A 20,261-nucleotide genomic window follows, 5' to 3' on the forward strand; every position below is an offset into this window, starting at 1 on the left:
CCGCAGGGAGAGCAATGCCAAGGCGGAGGCTCTCAACCAAAACCTCCAGCGCTTCATCAGCGTCAACTATGGAGCCAGAAACACCGACTTCTTTCTCTACCGCCTCGCCCTCCATTTCTCCTAACGCCCCACATCAACAAACCCTATTTCCCTGACCTCCCCATCCCAGCACATCAAAATGCGAATTAGCCGATCATCGTGCTGAACCCACCGGTGAGAGCCGCAATGCTCCGACTATGACGACAGAGGCTCACAAAGAGGTGGCTTTCAGTACAAAACGAGCCTATTTGGCATTAGTCGTGCCGGTCATGAGTAAAGCGTCAATCTATTACCGGTAATAGTGAAGACTAATACCGGTATTAGACTCAACTATTACCGGTAAAAGAGTTAACTCATCAGGGAGAGGGATTTTCTCCTGTCACTTCTCAGTGAGTGCATTCCCGGAAAAAGTGTGCATTGCAGATATTTAGTGTAAATTTGAGGAAACGTTGTCCACACAACGAATATTGTACACCCATATATCGTTTACCCAGTACAGCTATAGATGAATATCAGAAGAACTCTACCCGCCCTACTTATGACCCTCATGTCTCTCAGTGCGACGGCGCAGACTTTCTTGGAGAGCATAGAGGCTCCCCGCGAGGCACTTCGTCTGACCGACGGCTGGCGCTTCACGAGAGAGGACAACTCCGACTTCGTCCGACCGGACTTCGACGACCGGAGCTGGCAGAGCGTCACAGTGCCGCACGACTGGGCGATCTACGGACCTTTCTCACCCGAGAACGACCGCCAAAACGTCGCCATCACGCAGGACGGGCAGACGGAGGCACTCGAGCATGCCGGGCGCACGGGAGGGCTGCCCTTCGTCGGCGTGGGCTGGTACCGCTATCACTTTGATCTCCATCAGGATCCCTCTACCCTCGGCGACATCACTCTATACATCGATGGGGCGATGAGCCACTCGGAGGTGTACGTCAATGGTCATCGCGCCGGAGGCTGGCCTTACGGATACAACTCATACTACCTCGACATCACGCCCTATCTGGATGCCTTCAAGACCAGACAGGTGATCGCCATCCGGCTCGACAACCCGACCGACTTCTCTCGCTGGTACCCGGGGGCGGGGCTCTACCGCAATGTATACTTAATGGTGTCGCCCTCTAAGACCCGGATCGACGACTGGGGAACCTTTGTCACCACTCCCTTTGTCTGCGATGAGTACGCACAGGTCAAGGTCCGCACCGAGCTGAAAGGCGTCCCCACCGATAGCGACGCGCTGACGCTTCGCACCACCATTCTCTACAAGGGAGAGGCGATCGACAGCCGAGAGATCAGCGGAGCTGAGATCTTCGACAACGCTCTCGAGCAAAACCTCCGCATCCCGCAGCCCCACCTCTGGGACATCAAGCAGCCCAACCTCTACACCGCCAAGAGCGAACTGCTCTACAACGGCCGCGTGATCGATGCCTACCGTACCACCTTCGGAGTGCGGACGATAGAGATCCGCCCCGATGAGGGCTTTTTCCTCAATGGCAAGCCGGTGACCTTCAAGGGGGTCTGTCTCCACCACGACCTCGGTCCACTCGGTGCGGCGGTGAATAAGGTAGCCATCCGCAGACAGATCAAGCAGATGCAGGATATGGGCGTCAATGCCATCCGCACCTCACACAATATGCCCACTCCTGAGCTGATCCAGCTGGCAGACGAGATGGGGATGCTGATTATGGCGGAGAGCTTCGACGAGTGGCGGATCCCGAAGGTGAAGAATGGGTACAGTACCCTCTTCGGCGACTGGGCAGAGCGCGACCTCGTCAGTCTCATCCGTCACTACAGAAATGCCCCCTCCATCATCATGTGGTGCATCGGCAACGAGGTCTACGAGCAGGGCGCTGAGGGGGGCAATAAGGTCGCCCACTTCCTCCAGGAGATTGCTCATCGCGAGGATCCCACCCGCCCCGTCACTCAGGGGATGGACAACCCCAAGCCCGCTACGGCAAATAACTTTGCAGCTATCATGGATGTCGCCGGCTTCAATTACCGCCCCTGGCACTACCCCGAGGCGTATGCCAAGCTGCCGCAGCGACTGATCCTGGGTACCGAGACCGCTTCTACACTCTCGTCGAGAGGGATCTATAAGTTCCCTGTCGAGCGTAAGTCGATGGCAATTTACCCTGATCATCAGGCGAGCAGCTACGATGTGGAGCACTGCGCTTGGAGCGAGCTGCCGGAGGACAACTTCATCCGGCACGATGACTTCCACTATAATATTGGGGAATTCATCTGGACCGGTATTGACTACATCGGAGAGCCGACCCCGTACTACACCAATTGGCCCTCCCACACGTCGCTCTTCGGTGCGGTGGACCTCGCCGGCATCCCTAAGGATCGCTTCTACCTCTACCGCTCGCACTGGAATGCGGACAACCCCACTCTGCACATTCTGCCCCACTGGGACTGGCCTGATCGCGTGGGCGAGGTGACCCCGATCTTCGTCTACACCAGCTACCCTACGGCCGAACTCTTTATCAATGGCAAGAGCCAGGGGCGTCGGACGAAGGACACATCAATTACGGTCGATAATAGCTCTGACAAGGATCTCTCGCGCCTGCCTCGCTACCGCCTCATGTGGATGGATACGAAGTATGAGCCGGGCGAGGTGCGGGTCGTGGCGTACGACAAGGATGGCGTAGCTCAGGAGGAGAAGAGACTCTGCACCTCCGGCACGCCCTACACGCTGCAGCTCACCCTCGAGGAGCCGACGGAGACCGTACCGGCGCAGGACAGGGAGCATCTCGTCTACGTCCGTGTGTCTGTCGTGGACAAGCAGGGTAACCTCTGCGCCACTGCCACCCCGGACGTGACCTTTGAGGTTACCGGTGCAGGGCGTTACGTCGCCAGTGCCAATGGCGATGCCGCCTGCATTGTCCCCTTCCAGAGCAAGACGATGCCCGCCTTCAGCGGTCAGCTGACCACTATCGTCGCACCGTCAGGCACGCCCGGCACGATCACTCTTACCGCTTCAGCTCCGGGGCTTCACACCGCCACCCTTGCGATTCCGACCAAGTAAGACCCACCCCTTTGTCGGATATTTCTAAAGCACACAAATGGAACAGGATAACAACTCATCACCCGATGAATCGCTCTTGGAGCAGGGTAAGACTCGTGCAGACTTCTGCTTGGAGGAGATCATCCGGAGTCGCTCCTCGAGTCCGCGGACTAAGGAGCGGACGGAGCGATCCGCAGGGACTGCCGTCCGCTCGACAGGCAAGAGAGGCAGAGCGTTTCTTGCCCGCCTCTGGAGCCGACTGAGAGCCTTTTTCCGTCCCTTATCCAGGCCGGTCGTTACCCACTACTACCTTCCCCTAGTAGCGATGACACTCTTAGCAACACTGCTCATCAGCCTCACACCACCGACAGAGCCGCCGGCACCCGCTCCGGAGACCGGGTCCTACAGCATCGTCCCGGGAGAGCGTCCTTACCGCTACATCGGGAGCTTCAGGAGGGACTTCGATGACCTCAATCCCATACAACTAGAAGCGGCACAGAGCCTCGGCATCACGCCGGCCGAGTGCCGCGATGACCTCCTCCGGATCGACCGTCTCGTCCCACTCAAGGAGACACCGGGGCTTAAGCTGGACGACCTGACCCACTCCGTGCCGCTGCTGGTGCCTGAAGCTGCGCGTCTGGCACAGGAGATCGGTGCCGCCTTTCGGTACCAGCTGGAGGAGGATGGGCAGCCGCTCTACCGACTGATCGTCACCAGCGTCACCAGGACAGCCGAGGATATGGACAAGCTGAGACAGCGTAATGGTAACGCATCGCTCAATAGCACCCACTGCTACGGCACCACACTCGACATCTCCTGGCAGCGGTACGACAAGATCGACCCGGAGGACCCAAGGACGATAGAGCCGGAGGAGCTGAAGCACCTGCTGGCTAGGGTGCTGAGGGCATTCCACGAGGATGGACGCTGCTACATCAAGCACGAGCGCAAGCAGGCCTGCTTCCACATCACAGTCAGGGAGAAATAGATCTGACACCATTTGTGTACCTTTGACCCCATTCAAGGATAACAATTCATACAATATCAATTGCATTATGATTTCACTTAAGAAAACTCTCGCTACCGCTCTGGTAGCTCTGGGGCTCTGCGTCGCCGGTCAGACAGAGGCCAAGGCTCAGAATGTCTTTGAGACCGGGACCAACATCGCCAGCGTAGGACTGGGTGCCAGCCTCCATACCAATGCCGCCGGCAAGCAGACAGGATCCATGACGATCAACCTCGCTGCCGACCACTGCCTCAATGGTCACATCTGGGACGACAACAGCGCCTTTACCCTCGGCGGTCAGGCGGTAGTCAATATGTACAGCGGTGGGACCGACTACTTCCTCGGTCCACGTGCCGCACTGCACTACCACTTCATCCCCGCCCTGGACACCTACTACTTCATCGCCCTCGGCTTCAGAGGCGACCACAGCAATGAGAGCAAGGAGTCGTCCTTCGGCTTCGGCTACAACACCGGTATCGGACTGCGCTATATGGTGGCTCCCAGCTGGGGTCTCTTCGTAGAGGCAGGATACGGTATGAGTGTCCTCAACGTCGGTGCCTCTTTCTCATTCTGACAAGGGGATCAATCGTATAATCTATAGTAAAAGGTCAGGAGCATGTCCCACCGGGCTTTGCTCTTGACCTTTTGTCAAATGGTATTCTTCGCCAATCTCTCGTTACCTTTGCGGCAACAGACAAAATGATAGCCATGGAAGTAATCAATAGTCAGAAGCGACTGAGAGAAGCTCTCAGCCAAGTACGGGAGGAGCAAAAGGGAGAGACGATCGGTCTCGTCCCGACAATGGGCGGACTGCACGAGGGACACTTCAGCCTCATACGCCGCTGCGTCAGGGAGTGCGGCTGCACGGTGGTGAGTGTCTTCCTCAATCCGACCCAATTCAATAACCCCACCGATCTCGCCACCTATCCTCACGATATGGAGGAGGATCTGAGGGCTCTGGAGGCGCTCGGGGTAGACTTCGCCTTTACCCCCACCCCCGAGGAAATGTACGCAAAGGGTGAGGAAGCGCCCGACGTGCCCCTCGGACAGGTGGCGGAAGTGATGGAGGGAGCCTATCGTCCCGGGCACTTCCGGGGAGTGGTCTGGATCGTCGGCAAGCTCTTCAGGCTCGTGCAGCCGGATAAGGCTTACTTTGGTCTAAAGGACTTCCAGCAGATAGCGGTGATCAAGCGGATGATTGAGCTCTCGGACGACATGGATCCGGAGATCATCTCGTGCGAAACGGTGCGCGAGCCGGACGGACTTGCCATGAGCAGCCGAAACAACCGCCTCTCGCCCGAGGAGCGACAGGCAGCACCGATGATCTACCGAGCACTGACCGAGGGCGTGAGGGCGCAGAAGGAGGGAAGCTCCGTCAGCGAAGTGCACGACCTAGTGATCCGGGAGATCGAGGCATCGCCACTGCTCCGGGTAGAGTACTTCAGCATCGTCGACCGAGACACGCTGGGAGAGATCAGCGAGTGGAGCGAGACGGAGCATGCCGTCGGTGCCATCACGGTCTATGACGGGGAGGTTCGCTTGATCGACCATATCGACTTCTTCTGACCGGCCTCCTGTGAGACGACACATCCTACTGATCCTGCTCAGCCTCATTGCCCTGCAAGGCGCACAGGCTGAGGAGCCTGACACCCTTGCCCACCGATCCAAGTACGAGATGCGCGCCGTCTGGCTCTCTACGATCTGGGGGCTGGACTGGCCCCGCTCATCCTCTGAGGTGGCACAGAAGAGGGAGCTGGATGAGCAGCTGGATCTGCTGCGAGCGAATGGGATCAATACCATTTTCCTCCAAGTCCGAGGTCGGGGAGATGTAATCTACCCCTCGGCGATCGAACCGATGCACCCGCGCTTCTACGGCAAGCGTTACGACCCTCTTGCCTATGCGGTGGAGGCGTGCCACAAGAGGGGGATGACGGTCCACGCCTGGATCACCACACTGCCGCTGGAGGATCGGAGCTATAGGCGAAGGCTCAGGGGAGTCACTCCCTTCTATGACAAGTACAAAGGGCACACCAAACGGCATAGGGGAAAGGACTTTATGGACCCGGCAGACAGCCTCACAGGCATCCACCTTGCCTCACTCGCCCGGGAAATAGCTGAGAAATACCCCGTGGAGGGGATCCAGCTCGACTACATCCGCTACCCCGACTTCCCCGCACGCTTCCCCGATGATCGGGACTACCGAGATGCTCACACACTACTCCCTAAAGCGGAGTGGCGGCGAAGCAACATCACCGCCATCGTCCGGCGGATCCACGAGACACTCACGGAGACCGACAGCACCGTGCTGCTCAGTGCAGCGACGATAGGTGCGTACGACCAGATCTCAGGTACGCCCCACATCGGCTGGACTGCGAGGGGTGACGTCTATCAGGACCCTGTGGCATGGGAGCGGGCGGGAGCCATTGACTTCATCGCCACCATGACCTACAGTAGGGGAGCCACCTTCGGTCCGATCATAAGGGACTGGAGGGACAAGCTCAGCATCCCGATCGTCATCGGTCTCGGCGCCTTCCGCACACTCCGGGAGGAGGGAGGCTGGCCGGCGCAGCAAGTGATCGACCAGGTTGCCGAGGTGCAGAGCGACAGTCTCCTCGCCGGAGTGGCACTCTTCCGAGCCCGTCAGATCACAGAGCGCTCCCACGGGCTGAGAGAAAAGCTGGCGGAACAGTGCTTCCGACGGCCGGTACTGCCCCACGCTCCGATAGTCAGTGCCGACAGCACCTTACTCTACCCACGAGACCTCACGATGACCACCGAGGAGGACAGCGCCAAGCTCACCTGGTGCGGTGCCAGTACCGACCGCCCCTGTCTTTATGCGATCTACCTCTCGACCGACTCCATACCCGACACCACGACAGGGCGGGACCTCATCGCCGTGACGACCGAGCAATCGGCTACAATCCGACTCCCCGAGAGCAAGGACGGCGAGCGCTTTGTCACCCTCGAGATCAGCTGCTACGACCTCCACACGGGACTTGAAGCCTTTATCCCCGGAGGTGCAGCGATCTACCAGAGACCGGAGCCCAAGGAGGAAGAGAAGAAGAACACAGACACCTCAGACTAATACGGGTATTAGTGATTACTATAGTCGGTATTAGTGTTCACTATTACCGCTAATAGTTGAGACTAATATCGGTATTAGATTTGGACGAGCGCTATATGCTGGCTTCCAGCCCACTGCACAGGTGCCGCAGAATTCCCTATTTCGAGGCTGTGACTCCGGTGGTTACGGTAGACTCAGATGTGATTATCCGACTTTTTCTGTCCCATGAAACAAAAGAGTAACAAGATTGTGGTATATTTGGCTTACAGGAAAGAATAATAGACTCAATCACCAATACCAAACCAATCAGATGAAAAAGACTTACAAGGCAATGCTATGCTCTATCGCCCTGATGACGGCGGCCCTCACCGGCTGTCAGCAGGAGAGAGGGCTGGCACCTGATCAGACAGTACAGGACGGGGCCGAGGTGGCACAGTTCTCCTCCGGCTCCATCACACGAGTGGAGAACGGAACCAGCTGGGAGGGAACCGAGATGATCGGTATCTCAAATGTCACCAAGGCTCAGGCCGCCACCACTAACGTAGCATACAAGGCTACGTCAGCCGGTAGTGCCACCAACTTTGCAGACCAGGGGACGAAGCTTCTTCTCCCGGGCGACAATTCTGAGGTAAAGTTTGCCGCCTATTACCCTTACGTGAGCTCAATCTCTGAGAACACGGCTTCCTACATCATCAGCAAGGGAAGTGACCAGCCGGTACTCTTTGCAACGCAGAGTGGCACAGCAGCCAATCCCAAGCTCCCCTTTACCTTCAAGCACAAGCTGGCTCAGGTGAAGATCATCCTCTCCGCTCAGGAGGGTCTCAGCCTCGATGACCTCTCTACCGTGCTCTTCAAGGGCGGTGTAACCGACGTGAAGATGAATGTCCTCACCGGAGAGCTCTCCACCGGCACCACAAAGGGCGATATCACCCTGACGAAGGAGGCAGAGGGCACCTACAGCTCCTACATCGTGCCTCAGGCAGTGGACAATACTTTTGCCTTTGTGATGACACTGGGCGGGAAGAGCTACACCCTCAGCATGGACAAGGTGAATGCGGCTCCGACCAAGCTGGATAGCGGCTTCTCCTACACCTTTAAAGCCAAGCTGACCAAGGACGGCAAGGTGGTCAATCCTGACGGCAGCACCATCGGCGACATCGATGACGGCGGCACAGGAGATGGTGGCGACGTCACCCCCGACGATCCGTCAGCGAAGGCGCTGCCCTTTGTGAATGACTTTAAGGCTGCCACTTCCCTTGATCCCTTCTTTGCTTTCAGCGAGACTGGCGATGAGGCGTGGAGGATCAGCAACGACGGACAGTACAAGAATGGCGCCTCCATGAGTGGTTACAAGGGCGGAGCGAAGGCAAATGTCGACTGGCTCATCACCCCTGCTATGGACTTCACCGGTGCGACTGCCCCCAAGCTCTTCCTTAATCACACCATCGGTCATGCCGGTAACGTGGAGGAGGAGCAGCAGGTACTGATCTCCAAGGACTATGTCTCCGGTGATCCCACCAAGGCGACCTGGACCAAGCTAACGATCACCTACCCCGGGAAGCCTGCGGAGGGGAAGAACTTCAGCACCATCGACTCTGAGACGGACCTCTCCGCGTACGCCGGCGAGAAGAACATCCACATCGCTCTCAAGTACACCAGCACCGATGAGGCTTCTGCTCAGTGGCAGATCGGGAAGTTTGAAGTGAAGGAAACGGGCAGTACTGAGCCCGGCACCGAGGAGCCTGGCACAGAGGAGCCTGGCACAGAGGAGCCTGGCACAGAGCCGGAGCAGCCTACCACCAGCAACCTGCTCTTCCCCGGAGCCGACTTCGAGGACTTCGCTGCCTTTACCAGCAAGCTCAACAAATTCGGTCTGAAGAACTACGCCACTCAGGCAGACGATCCCGACCAGGGCAAGGTGCTCCAGATCAAGGGGACTCCACAGAAGAATGATTATGTCTTTACGGTGGAGAACGTGGAGGTCAAGGCAACCAATCCCCTTAAGATCACCTTTAAGCTGAAAGGTGAGTGCGCAGGCAAGAGTATCTCAATCAACGTTTATGACAAGAGTGGTAACTATGTCAAGTACAACCTGGGAGATATAACTACCGATGCGAAGATCAGTGTAGCCGAGTCTAATCAGTACAATGGCTCCATCAATACTAACGGCAAGTGGATTACGATCACGCTTGATCTGACCGGAGTCGAAGTCAATACCTCAGGCAGTGGTAACCTCTTTGCCCTCAAGGTAGGCAAGGAGGCAGCTTGGGACGTTATGCTCGATGACTTCAAGATCGAGTAAGTAGACTTTACACCATACGACAAAGCGGTCGACAGCCTATTGTGGTTGTCGACCGCTTTTGCTTTTCCTCCTTTTCTCCTACTCTTCCCCTCGCAATCGCTCTAAGTCGAGGAGCTGTCCCTCGTGAGCGAGGAGGGAGCGGGGGAAGACCTCCTTGGCTTCCGCTAAGAGGATTGCCTCCTCCGTCTCAGGCGTGTATCGGGAGGAGAAGTGACCGAGGAGGAGATGCCCCGCTCCGGCAAGTCTTGCCACCTCGGCTGCCTGACGGGGGGTGGAGTGACCGCGCTGCTTGGCGAGTTCGCTCCACTCCTCTCCGAGGGTCGCCTCATGGTAGAGCAGGTCGACCCCGCGGACATAGTCCGCCGTCGCTTCCCGGTAGATCGTGTCGGAGCAGTAGGCATAGCTGAGCGGGCGTCGACTCGGTGTGGTGACAGAGGCGGCCGGGACGACTGTGCCGTCCTCCCGGACGTAGTCGCGCCCCTGCTTGAGGCTGCCGAAGTAGGCTATGGGGACCCCTGCACGATCAGCTGCCTCCCGATCCAGATGCGGCAGGAGTGGCACCTCGTCAAATCGGTAGCCGATACAGGGGACGCGGTGCTTGAGCGGAAAGCAGGAGACAGTCACCGACCGATCCTCGTAGATCACCGTCCGCCCGGTGGGCGCACACTCGTGCACCTCGATCTCTGCATACCGCTCCTCCCCCTTCTCTCCGGTGAAGTAGCGAACCACCCGATCGACAAAGTCTGCCGTACCCACCGGACCGTAGATATGGATCGGATGATCAAAGCTCATCAGCGACATCGTGCTGATCAGCCCCGGTAACCCGAGGCAATGATCGCCATGAAGGTGGGTGATAAAGATGCGGTGTAGGCTCGCTATCGGCACGCCATACCGCATCATCTGGAGCTGAGTCCCCTCGGCACAGTCGATGAGGAAGGCCTTATTGCCTCTCAGTCGCACCACTTGTGCGGAGGGGTTGTGACCGAGGGAGGGCTTGGCCGCACCGCAGCCCAGCACCTGGACATACATGCCGACTCCGATCTCCGGTCTACTCATTATCGTTGGGGGCAATGCCGTAAGTCTCTCCCACTCGATCCCTCAGTGCGGTGAGTCGCTCACGGACCTTCATCAGCCTCTCCCTAACCTCCAGATCGACATCCAGGTCAGGGTGATCCAGCTGCTCCGCAGCAGCCTGCAGGGTCATCCCCCTCACCTCGACCAAGTAGTAGATCCGCTCGATCAGCTTCAGGTCATCGATGGAGTAGCGACGAGAGCCGCTCGGCATCCGTCGTGGAGAGAGGGAGGTCCCTTTCTCCCAATACCGCAGGACATGCTCCTCGACTCCGAAGAATGCAGCCGTCTCCTTTATCGTGTATAGCCTGCGCGGCAGGCTCTCTATGTTTTTCCTCTGTCCGGTCCTCTCTTTTCTCATAGTCTCTTACTTCAGGGGGAGAAGGTCTAAGCGGTGGGTGTAGGTGAGGTAGCCGGTGCCGGTGGGGTCAGCGTAGACAAAGAGGACACCGAGCAGGGGCTGTCCCTCGAGGATCTCCTTCGCTCGCTCCAGTCCAACTGCCATAAAGGCGGTCGCCCAGGCGTCTGCCTCCATAGTAGTGGGGGCAACGACCGTAGCCTCGAGGATGTCACTATGAGCAGGACGTCCGGTGACGGCGTTGACGGTGTGGGCGACCTTCTTCCCCTCGATGAGCTTGTAGTTGCGATAGTCTCCGCTGGTGGCGACCCCCATTTTCTCACACATCTCGATCTTACCGAGGAGCTCATTGACGGTGGAGGTATTGTCCTCGATCGGCTTATTGATCCCGAGGCTCCAGCACTCGCCCCGAGGGTTGCGCCCATGGCAGGTCACCTCACCACCGATCTCCACCATATAGTCCTCCACCCCGTAGTGCTCCAGCGTACGAGCAACGAGATCGACGACATACCCTTTGGAGAGCGACGCAAGCCCCATGGAGAGCCGAGGGTCATCCTTGGTGATCCGATGAGCAAGGGTGTCGATGCGAATGTGTCTGTACCCGACAAACCGGAGCACCGAGTCGACCTGCTCGTCTGTCGCCAGCCGGGTCACTCCCTTCTTGGTTCCGAAGCCCCAGATATCGAAGAGCGGACCACCGGTGACATCATAGACGCCATCCGTTGCCTCGCTCACGATCATCGCCTGCCGCAGCACCTCCTCCAGCATGGGATCGGTCCGGTCGCTGGTATTGGCATTGATCCGGGAGACGACGGAGGTGGGATCAAAGTTATTGAGTACCGCATTGAAGGCATCCATCGTCGAGTCTATCTGCTCAGCCAGGGGCTCTTCGGCACGATAGGTCACGGTGTAGTAGGTGGTAAAGCGCTCTCCTGTCTCACGGTAAAACGTCCCCTCCCCACGATTACAACCGGTGAGAAGAAGGAAGAGAAAGAGGGAGAGAGTCAACAGATCAGATCTCATCACGTAGGGCATAGTTATTTCGTCCGGGACTCTGCCGGGCTATGAGCTCCCCGAGGAAGCCGGTGAGGAAGAGCAAGACTCCCAGCACGATAGCCAGGAGACAGAGGTAAAAAGCAGGCAGATCGGTTACCAGTCGGGCAGGGATACCATGATAGAGAGAGTAAAGCTTCGATCCGAGGACGCAGAGGAGGGCGATCAGTCCGAAGAAAAACATGACGCTGCCCCAGAGACCGAAGAAGTGCATCGGCTTGCGACCAAAGGTGCCCATAAACCAGAGGACCAGGAGATCGAGGTAGCCGTTGACAAATCGGTCCATGCCAAACTTTGTCTTCCCATACTTGCGAGGCTGGTGATGGACCACCAGCTCACCGATCTTGCCGTAGCCCGCCATCTTCGCCATGTAGGGGAGGTAGCGGTGCATGTCGTTATAGACCTCGATGTGCTTCACCACCTCATTCTTGTAGCTCTTAAGACCACAATTGAAGTCATGCAGCGGGATGCCGGAGAAGAAGCGCACCGTGGCATTGAAGAGCTTCGTGGGACCGGTCTTGGAGAGCGGGTCATACCGCTTCTTCTTCCACCCACTCACCACGTCGTAGTCCTCCTCACGGATCATCCGATAGAGCTCGGGGATCTCATCAGGAGAGTCCTGCAGGTCGGCATCCATCGTGATGACGACGGCGCCGGCAGCGCGCTCAAATCCCGTCTGCAGCCCGGGCGACTTCCCGTAGTTGCGAGCAAAGCGGACCGCACGGACATGGGGATCCTCCGCATGCAGCCGCTCGATGATCTCCCAGGAGCGATCGGTACTTCCATCGTCGATAAAGATGATCTCATACGTGACCCCCATCTCGGTGACGACACGGGTGATCCACTCGTGCAGCTCGGGGAGGGACTCCTGCTCATTGTAGAGCGGGATGACGATCGACAAGTCTATGGGGTAATTCTTCTCTTGAGACATATAGGTATAATAGAGGGACAAAGGTACCGATAATCAGCCTCTGCGGAGGAAGATCGAGGCGATGAAGATATAGAGCGTCCCGAGGGTAAAGGAGAGTGAGATCACCCCTCTCGTCATCAGTGCGGGCGTGATTCCCCGATAGGACTCCAGCAACACCTCCCGGTCCGCCTCGCTGCCCAGCATCTGACCCGCGAGCTCGATACTCTGCTCCATATAGCTGACAAACGTAGGATCTCGGAAGAGGTAGGTGAAGACCAGTAGGTAAGCCAGCGTCGCCACGATCAGGGCAAAGAGGTAGATCACTCCCATCACAGTGACACAGCGGGAGTAGGACAGCTGCTCTCCAAATACGATCAGTCGGTACTTCCGCAGCTCCTGAGTCAGCAGAACCGGGATCAGGATCAGCCCACCCGTAAGGAAGAGTGTGGAGAAAAGGGGTTGCTTGTAGAAGAGCATCCCGACAGCCTGAGCCACGAAGCCCATGCCGACGAGTAGCCCGCTCCACATCATTGCCTGCAGGAAGCTTCGGGCGAGACGCTTTTTCTGTGTGTCCTTATTATCCGGATCCATATGGTATCATCGACGTAGTGAGAGACAAAGGTACCAATTAATGTAGCAGGACAGCACCGCCATATACAAGTCTCCCAGGGTGGAGCAGCGGAAAAACAAAAAAAAGAAGAAGTAACAAACCCCTCAAAGGCTCATTACTTCTTCTGCGGTGCGAACGGGACTCGAACCCGTGACCTCCTGCGTGACAGGCAGGCATTCTAACCAGCTGAACTACCGCACCTAACTTCCAGAACTTCTACAGGTCTCTCCGACCCTGTTTCTTTCGGTTTTGCTCTGCAAAGGTAAGAATTTTATTGGATACCGCAAGGGGGCAACCCCTTCACTCTTGACTAAAAGGTGAGATGAGTCATGATCGGGAAGTGATCCGACGGCAGTCGACCGTGATCTTGATCGGTGATAGTCCGATAGTTATCCACCCTGATATTAGGTGACACCCAGATATAGTCGATCGGTTCATCAGCGAAGTTAGTCAGATCAAAATCATGAAATGTGCCGGAGGGGCCATAGGGCTTCGTCTGACTTATGGTCCTGGAGTCACGCAGCAGTGCCGCCTCCCGTAGGATCCGTATCGGCTCCTCATCGGGACCGGCATTGAAGTCCCCTGTGAGGATCACCGTCTCTCCCCGATCGAGCAGCGGACGGATCCGGCTCAGTATAAGGTGCGAGGACTGCCGTCTCGCCTCCTGACCGACGTGATCGTAGTGGACGTTGAAGAAGTACAGTGTCTTGCCACTCACGCGATCGCGGAAGTGTCCCCAGCTACAGATCCGCAGACACTCCGATGCATCCCAGCCGTGGGACGGCACCTCTGGCGTCTCCGAGAGCCAGAAGTTTCCTTGATCCAGCAGATCGAAGCGGTCGCTCCGGTAGAAGATAGCGGAGTGCTCGCCGGCCTCCTTCCCATCATCACGCCCCACCCCGATGTAGTCATAGCCCTCGAGAGCATCGATATCCCTCAGTTGCTCTAAGTAGCCCTCCTGGGTGCCGAGGAAGTCAAAGTCATAGTAGGCGATCAGGTCTGTAACCATCTGACGGCGATTGGCCCAGATATTTTCACCATCGTGGTCATTGATATACCTAAGATTGAAGCTTCCCACGGTAAGGGATTGTGCAGTCTGCTGCGCCTGAGTCACCCCCCCGAGGAGTAGCGTGGTGATCACGAGGAGCGCCGGAAATAGTCGTCTCATATTGAAATAGTCTTGTTCTTCCACAAAGATAGCCATTATTCCCGACGAGCAGTACGAAAAGAGCCACTCCAGACCTGGCTCCATCACAGCTCAGATATCCCCTTTCACTTTTACCGGTAATAGTGAAAACTAATACCGGTAACGGTCGTCACTAATACCGGTATTAGATTTATCTCACATAGGCAGTACTTCCTAACGGTCTTTACGCCAAGTGTAATCCGGTGTAATGGTGCCCGGAAACAGATCTGTATCAGTGATGACACGCTTATGAGACAGCGACGTGGTAGGTTTGTGGAAAGTAACACGGAAGCAATCATCTATCTTATGAAACAGCACATCCCTGGACACTATCATAAAGGTCACACTCTGAGGCTAATGAGCAACAGAGTCTATCTGCTACTGCTACTCCTACTCTTCCCCATAACACTGACGGCGGAGGAGTCAGGTCCCTTCAGAGTGGCATTTCTGACGGACATTCACCTCGATATACAGGGGACGCCTCGCAAGTGCGCCGGCTTCAGGCGAGCACTGGAGGTGGCAAAGGGTCAGGACGTCGACCTCATGATCCTGGGAGGAGATCTAGCCGATCTGGATCGGCGTCTCCCGGAGGACTACGAGAGAGCCGGGCTGGCACTCGACAGGATACGCAGCATGTGCGAGGAAACCGGCATCCCCACCTACTACACCATAGGCAATCATGATCGTTACTTCTATCGCGAGGACGGCAAGCGGGAGCCGACAGGGGTGGAGCTCTTCGAGAAGCACCTCGGTCGCTCGACCTACTCCTTTGACCACAAGGGGGTGCACTTCATGGTGATCAATTCGGTCATCCCTATTAAGGAGGGCGATTACTCGATCTCGCAGAAGCAGATGAGGTGGATCAGAGAGGATCTGAAGGGAATGCCCGAGGGATGCCCTCTGATCGTCGTGACTCACGTGCCGATCCAGTCACTCTACTATGCTGCCACCGAGGGGAAGGTGAGCGACAAGGACCTGATAAGTAACTTCAAGCCTCTCTGGGATCTGCTCACAGAGTATCATACAGTGGCGGTGCTGCAGGGACACAATCACGTCCATGAGGAGCTATTTAGTCACGGCACCTGGCTCCTGATGGGAGGAGCGGTAAGTGGTGCCTGGTGGCAGGGACCACTGGACGGTACAGAGGAGGGCTTCCTCTTGCTGACACTGGATCCGGAGCAGGACCGATACAGCTGGGAGTACATCGACGACGGCTGGGAGCAGTGACTTGTCTTAGACAAGAGTAAAATGGGTACATTTGCTCTCGGACTACTCCTTGGCCACGCCATAAGTCGGGAGTAGGCTTTACCCCTGAGACTACCCATTTGTGAAAGCTAAGAGAAGAGAGAAAAAGAGAGTGATCGCCCCCGGCGTCACCATCGAGAAGATGGCGGCTGAGGGGAAGTGCATCGGACACTTAGAGGACGGACGTGTGGTCTTTGTGCCATACAGCGCACCGGGAGATGTGGCCGACCTGCTCATCACGAGGAGCAAGCACTCCCATGCAGAGGGGCTGATCGACCGCTTGATCACCCCGTCAGACCGGCGGCGAGAGCCGATATGTCCGCACTTCGGCCTCTGCGGTGGCTGCAAGTGGCAGCATGTGCCCTACGAGATGCAGCTGGAGGCAAAGGAGCAGCAGGTCTATGACCAGCTGACCCGGATCGGCAAGGTGACGATCGGCGAGCGACGCCCGATACTGGGCTGCGAGAGGGAGCTAGGGTATCGGAACAAGCTTGAGTTCACCTTCTCCTCATCCCGCTGGATCACCGAGGAGGAGCGCGACAGACTGGAGGGGGAGGCGGTCGATGAGCGACGAGGAGTGGGCTTCCACATCCCGGGACGCTTCGACAAGGTCTTGGACATCCGCGAGTGCTACCTCATGGATGATCTGAATAATAGGATCCGAAACTTCATCCGCCACTACTGCCTGACGCACGAGGGGTACAGCTTCTTCGACCTACGTCAGCAAGTGGGGCTGATGCGGACGATGATGCTACGGATCTCCTCTACAGGCGAGGTGATGCTGGTCCTTGCCTTCGGTGAGGAGGACGAGGAGCGCCGCACCACACTACTCACTGCACTGAGCGAGGCTTTTCCGGAGATCACTTCGCTTCTCTTTGTGATCAATACAAAGGGGAATGACACCCTCGACGGACTCGAGGTGAAGACCTTCGCCGGCAGAGACTATATCGTCGAGGAGATGGAGGGGCTGCATTTCAAGGTGGGACCAAAGTCCTTCTTCCAGACCAATAGCCGCCAAGCCTACCGCCTCTACTCCGTGGTTCGCGAGCTGGCAGGGCTTACCGGCAAGGAGATGGTCTACGACCTCTACACCGGCACCGGCACCATCGCCTCCTTTGTCTCCCGTCAGGCAGCGCACGTGATCGGCATCGAGTACGTCGAGGAGGCTATCCGGGATGCAAGGATCAATGCGGACTTCAATGGCTTGACGAATCTGGACTTCTACGCCGGTGATATGAAGGATATCCTGACAGATGACTTTGTCACGTCACACGGGCGACCCGATGTGATCATCGCCGATCCGCCTCGAGCCGGCATGCATCCCGATGTGCTGCAGACGATTCTGCATGCTCGCCCCGATCGCATCGTCTATGTCAGCTGCAATCCCGCCAGTCAGGCACGAGATTTGCAGACTCTTCAGGAGGAGTACTCCGTCGCCGTGACGCAGCCGGTGGATATGTTTCCGCAGACGCACCATGTCGAGAACGTTGTTCTCCTCGTCCGCAAGTAAGTCACACTAATTATTCATAATACATCGTCACTTTTGACAACTTCAACCACCTCACCCGAGCGCACGGAAACACTTGTCCACAGTATCGTAGAGGGCCTCAGGGCCAAGAAGGGACACGCCATCACCATCCTCGACCTGCACCGCCTGCATGATCGACCCACCGACTATATGATCATCGCTGAGAGTAACAGCCCCACAGGCATCAGTGCTCTGGAGGACTCGGTCCTGGAGACGGTGAAGGAGCAGGCAGGAGAGCGTCCCATCCGCGTCCACAAGGGAAGCGGTGAGTGGATTGCCATGGACTACGTCGATGCGATGGTCCATATCTTCACGCCGGAGCTCCGCACCTTCTACCATCTCGAGCAGATGTGGGAGGATGCAGATCTGACCCGACTCGAGGACGAAGTCTGAGATGTATTACAGCGAACTGATCCATACTCATGCCTAATAAAGCCATGCCTCAGAGAGGCAACCCGAAGCGCAAGCCAAATATCAATATCGGCTGGATCTTCATGATCATCATGATGGTGATCCTGGGGCTCTACTTCTTCGGCGACAATAGCAGCGCTCGCTCGGTCAAGTGGTCTGACTTCCAGACCTTGATGGAGGACGATGCCTTTGAGTCCATCACCGTCTACTCCTCTAAGGGGAAGGTGGATGCCACCCTCCGCCAGGGCAAGGAGGGGCGTCTCGTCGACCTCGGTATCATACCGGCCGAGCAAGTCAAGGAGACCCGCCCGCGCCTCCTCGGTGCCACGCAGGTCACCTCAGAGATGCCGGGGGCGACAGCCTTTAATGACATATACCAGAAGATCAAGAGCTCCGACAAGCCGATCTCCACTGAGATCTCGTACGTCAATCAGAGCATCAGCTTCTGGACCATCCTCCTGCAGACCTTACCCTTCCTCCTTCTGATCTTCTTCTGGATCTGGATGATGAGAGGCTTCTCCGGTATGGGCGGTCGCGGCGGCGTGATGAATGTCGGCAAGTCCAAGGCTCAGCTCTTTGATCCGGAGACAAAGGTGAAGACCACCTTTGACAACGTTGCCGGTCTCTATGGTGCCAAACAGGAGGTGATGGAGGTGGTCCACTTCCTCAAGGAGCCGAAGCGCTACACCCACCTCGGCGGTAAGATCCCTAAGGGCGTGCTCCTCGTAGGACCTCCCGGCACCGGTAAGACACTCCTCGCCAAGGCTGTTGCCGGCGAGGCTGGCGTGCCATTCTTCTCCCTCAGCGGCTCAGACTTCGTCGAGATGTTTGTCGGCGTGGGAGCCAGTCGCGTGCGTGATCTCTTCAGCACGGCAAAGGAGAAAAGTCCCTGCATCATCTTCATCGACGAGATCGATGCGATCGGTCGCGCGAGGGGAAAGAATGCCGGCTTCGGAGGCAACGACGAGCGGGAGAATACCCTCAATCAGCTGCTGACTGAGATGGACGGCTTCGACACCAATAGCGGAGTCATCGTCATGGCGGCTACCAACCGTGCTGACATCCTCGATAAGGCACTGATGCGTGCCGGCCGCTTTGACCGACAGATCTACATCGACCTGCCCGACCTCAATGAGCGAAAGGAGATCTTCCTTGTCCACATGAAGGGGCTCAAGTTGGCACCCGACGTGGATCCGGACAAGATGGCCCGCCAGACGCCGGGATTCTCCGGCGCAGACATTGCCAACGTCTGCAATGAGGCGGCACTCATCGCCGCCCGTGAGTCCAAGAATGCCGTGGAGGCAGTCGACTTCTCCAATGCCGTCGACCGCGTCGTTGGTGGTCTGGAGAAGAAGAGCGCCATCATCACCAAGTCGGAGAAGAAGATGATCTGCATCCATGAGGCGGGTCACGCCACCATCAGCTGGCGTCTCCGCTATGCCAATCCGCTCGTCAAGGTAACCATCGTACCGAGAGGGCGCGCACTCGGAGCCGCCTGGTACATGCCGGAGGAGCGGCAGATCGTTCCTAAGGAGGCGATCGAGGACGAGATGTGTGCGACCCTTGGTGGTCGTGCCGCTGAGGAGCTCTTCATAGGACACATATCCACCGGTGCCTCTAACGACCTCGAGAAGGTGACCCGCATGGCACAGGCGATGGTGGTCAATTATGGGATGAGCGATAAGATCCCCAACATCAACTATGAGGATAATCAGGGAGAGTACAACTTCACCAAGCCCTACAGCGATGAGACCGCCCGACTGATCGACCAGGAGATCCGAAGCATCATCGCCGAGCAGTACGAGCGTGCCAAGAAGATCCTGCGTGAGAATGAGGAGGGACACCACGAGATGGCCGACCTGCTCTTCCAGCGCGAGGTGATCTACACTGAGGATGTGGAGAAGATCCTCGGCAAGCGCCCCTGGAGCTCCCGAGCCGACGAGCTGCTCCGCGATGCAGAGGAGCAAGGGGGCGAGGTCAAGGAGGAGACCCCTCACGAGACCGAGACTCCTGACCCGACGGACAAGTCGGATGCCACTCCATCAGAGGGCAAGACCACTCCCCCACCCCCTCCATCCTCCACTAAGACAGAGGAGGAGGACTCCTGCAGTGAGCAGGTCCACGACTCCGGCATACTGGGAGCAGACTCCTGCGGAGACTGACCGACACTGTGTCGTAAGAGCGTATTAGCGTAAGAGATCGCGGCTCTCTCGTCCGACTTGGGACGGGGGAGCCGCGATTTTTTGTACTCTTACGGTTACGCCCCTTGATCCGTCGACACTGAGCAATCACTCCTACCCTGAGAGGCTGCCAGTCGAGGAAGCAGTCGAAGACACCCTAACGCCCTTCTAGCTAATGCCTTACCGATCGACCATTTGACCACAGAAAATGCACTCCGAGAAACCTCTTACAACAGACTGGTTATCAGCATAGTGATACAAGTGAAATCTTTTACCGGTAATAGTTTTCACTAA

Annotated in this window: 16 protein-coding genes and 1 tRNA gene; 10 read left to right on the forward strand and 7 right to left on the reverse strand. The window is 57.1% G+C overall.

The annotated features are described in order from the left end of the window. Nucleotides 1-544: 544 nt before the first annotated feature. The 6 genes from B088_RS00510 to B088_RS08185 all read left to right on the forward strand — a co-directional run bounded on the left by B088_RS00510 (nucleotide 545) and on the right by B088_RS08185 (nucleotide 9,415). On the forward strand, nucleotides 545-3,067 hold the full coding sequence (locus B088_RS00510) for a glycoside hydrolase family 2 TIM barrel-domain containing protein (RefSeq protein ID WP_026170403.1): 2,523 nt from the start codon (nucleotides 545-547) through the stop codon (nucleotides 3,065-3,067). 37 nt (nucleotides 3,068-3,104) lie between these two features. Further along, nucleotides 3,105-4,031 (forward strand): DUF5715 family protein, encoded by a 927-nt coding sequence (locus B088_RS00515; RefSeq protein ID WP_018106449.1) that lies wholly within the window; start codon nucleotides 3,105-3,107, stop codon nucleotides 4,029-4,031. Between the two features lie 67 nt (nucleotides 4,032-4,098). Continuing rightward, nucleotides 4,099-4,623, forward strand: a complete 525-nt coding sequence (locus tag B088_RS00520) for a hypothetical protein (protein WP_018106450.1) — start codon at nucleotides 4,099-4,101, stop codon at nucleotides 4,621-4,623. A gap of 134 nt (nucleotides 4,624-4,757) precedes the next feature. After that, nucleotides 4,758-5,615, forward strand: coding sequence for a pantoate--beta-alanine ligase (gene panC / locus B088_RS00525; protein ID WP_025081549.1), 858 nt, complete (start codon nucleotides 4,758-4,760; stop codon nucleotides 5,613-5,615). Nucleotides 5,616-5,625: 10 nt separating this feature from the next. After that, nucleotides 5,626-7,134: a glycoside hydrolase family 10-like protein gene (locus B088_RS08180; protein WP_018106452.1), complete on the forward strand. Its 1,509-nt coding sequence runs from the start codon at nucleotides 5,626-5,628 to the stop codon at nucleotides 7,132-7,134. A 289-nt stretch (nucleotides 7,135-7,423) separates the two neighbouring features. Next, nucleotides 7,424-9,415: a fimbrillin family protein gene (locus B088_RS08185; protein ID WP_018106453.1), complete on the forward strand. Its 1,992-nt coding sequence runs from the start codon at nucleotides 7,424-7,426 to the stop codon at nucleotides 9,413-9,415. A 78-nt stretch (nucleotides 9,416-9,493) separates the two neighbouring features. Here B088_RS08185 and B088_RS00540 read toward each other — a convergent pair whose 3' ends face one another. From B088_RS00540 to B088_RS00570, 7 genes are all read right to left on the reverse strand, one after another. Then, nucleotides 9,494-10,471 (reverse strand): ribonuclease Z, encoded by a 978-nt coding sequence (locus B088_RS00540; protein ID WP_018106454.1) that lies wholly within the window; start codon nucleotides 10,469-10,471, stop codon nucleotides 9,494-9,496. Next, entirely contained in the window at nucleotides 10,464-10,847 is a 384-nt protein-coding gene (locus tag B088_RS00545; RefSeq protein ID WP_018106455.1) for a MerR family transcriptional regulator, read from the reverse strand. The genes B088_RS00540 and B088_RS00545 overlap by 8 nt, the downstream gene beginning before the upstream one ends. Nucleotides 10,848-10,853: 6 nt before the next feature. Next, complete coding sequence (locus tag B088_RS00550) at nucleotides 10,854-11,867, reverse strand: FAD:protein FMN transferase (protein WP_245546711.1); 1,014 nt, start codon at nucleotides 11,865-11,867, stop codon at nucleotides 10,854-10,856. Beyond that, the gene (locus tag B088_RS00555; protein ID WP_025081553.1) at nucleotides 11,857-12,804 is read right to left on the reverse strand and encodes a glycosyltransferase; all 948 of its coding nucleotides are present in this window, start codon (nucleotides 12,802-12,804) and stop codon (nucleotides 11,857-11,859) included. The genes B088_RS00550 and B088_RS00555 overlap by 11 nt, the downstream gene beginning before the upstream one ends. 57 nt (nucleotides 12,805-12,861) lie before the next feature. Next, nucleotides 12,862-13,398, reverse strand: coding sequence for a DUF4199 domain-containing protein (locus tag B088_RS00560; protein ID WP_018106458.1), 537 nt, complete (start codon nucleotides 13,396-13,398; stop codon nucleotides 12,862-12,864). A gap of 146 nt (nucleotides 13,399-13,544) precedes the next feature. Further along, nucleotides 13,545-13,618: transfer RNA gene (locus B088_RS00565), tRNA-Asp, on the reverse strand. A 109-nt stretch (nucleotides 13,619-13,727) separates the two neighbouring features. Beyond that, the gene (locus B088_RS00570; RefSeq protein WP_025081554.1) at nucleotides 13,728-14,585 is read right to left on the reverse strand and encodes an endonuclease/exonuclease/phosphatase family protein; all 858 of its coding nucleotides are present in this window, start codon (nucleotides 14,583-14,585) and stop codon (nucleotides 13,728-13,730) included. Between the two features lie 324 nt (nucleotides 14,586-14,909). Here B088_RS00570 and B088_RS00575 point away from each other — a divergent pair, with 324 nt between their 5' ends. From B088_RS00575 to ftsH, 4 genes are all read left to right on the forward strand, one after another. Next, nucleotides 14,910-15,830 (forward strand): metallophosphoesterase family protein, encoded by a 921-nt coding sequence (locus tag B088_RS00575; RefSeq protein ID WP_162137987.1) that lies wholly within the window; start codon nucleotides 14,910-14,912, stop codon nucleotides 15,828-15,830. A gap of 100 nt (nucleotides 15,831-15,930) precedes the next feature. Beyond that, nucleotides 15,931-17,358, forward strand: coding sequence for a 23S rRNA (uracil(1939)-C(5))-methyltransferase RlmD (rlmD, locus tag B088_RS00580; RefSeq protein ID WP_038973781.1), 1,428 nt, complete (start codon nucleotides 15,931-15,933; stop codon nucleotides 17,356-17,358). A 33-nt stretch (nucleotides 17,359-17,391) separates the two neighbouring features. Beyond that, entirely contained in the window at nucleotides 17,392-17,769 is a 378-nt protein-coding gene (gene rsfS / locus B088_RS00585) for a ribosome silencing factor (RefSeq protein WP_018106462.1), read from the forward strand. Nucleotides 17,770-17,813: 44 nt separating this feature from the next. Continuing rightward, nucleotides 17,814-19,949, forward strand: a complete 2,136-nt coding sequence (ftsH, locus tag B088_RS00590; RefSeq protein ID WP_018106463.1) for an ATP-dependent zinc metalloprotease FtsH — start codon at nucleotides 17,814-17,816, stop codon at nucleotides 19,947-19,949. Nucleotides 19,950-20,261 lie beyond the last annotated feature (312 nt).

This window comes from Porphyromonas bennonis DSM 23058 = JCM 16335 (assembly GCF_000375645.1).
In the GTDB taxonomy this organism is placed as follows: Bacteria; Bacteroidota; Bacteroidia; order Bacteroidales; family Porphyromonadaceae; genus Porphyromonas_A; species Porphyromonas_A bennonis.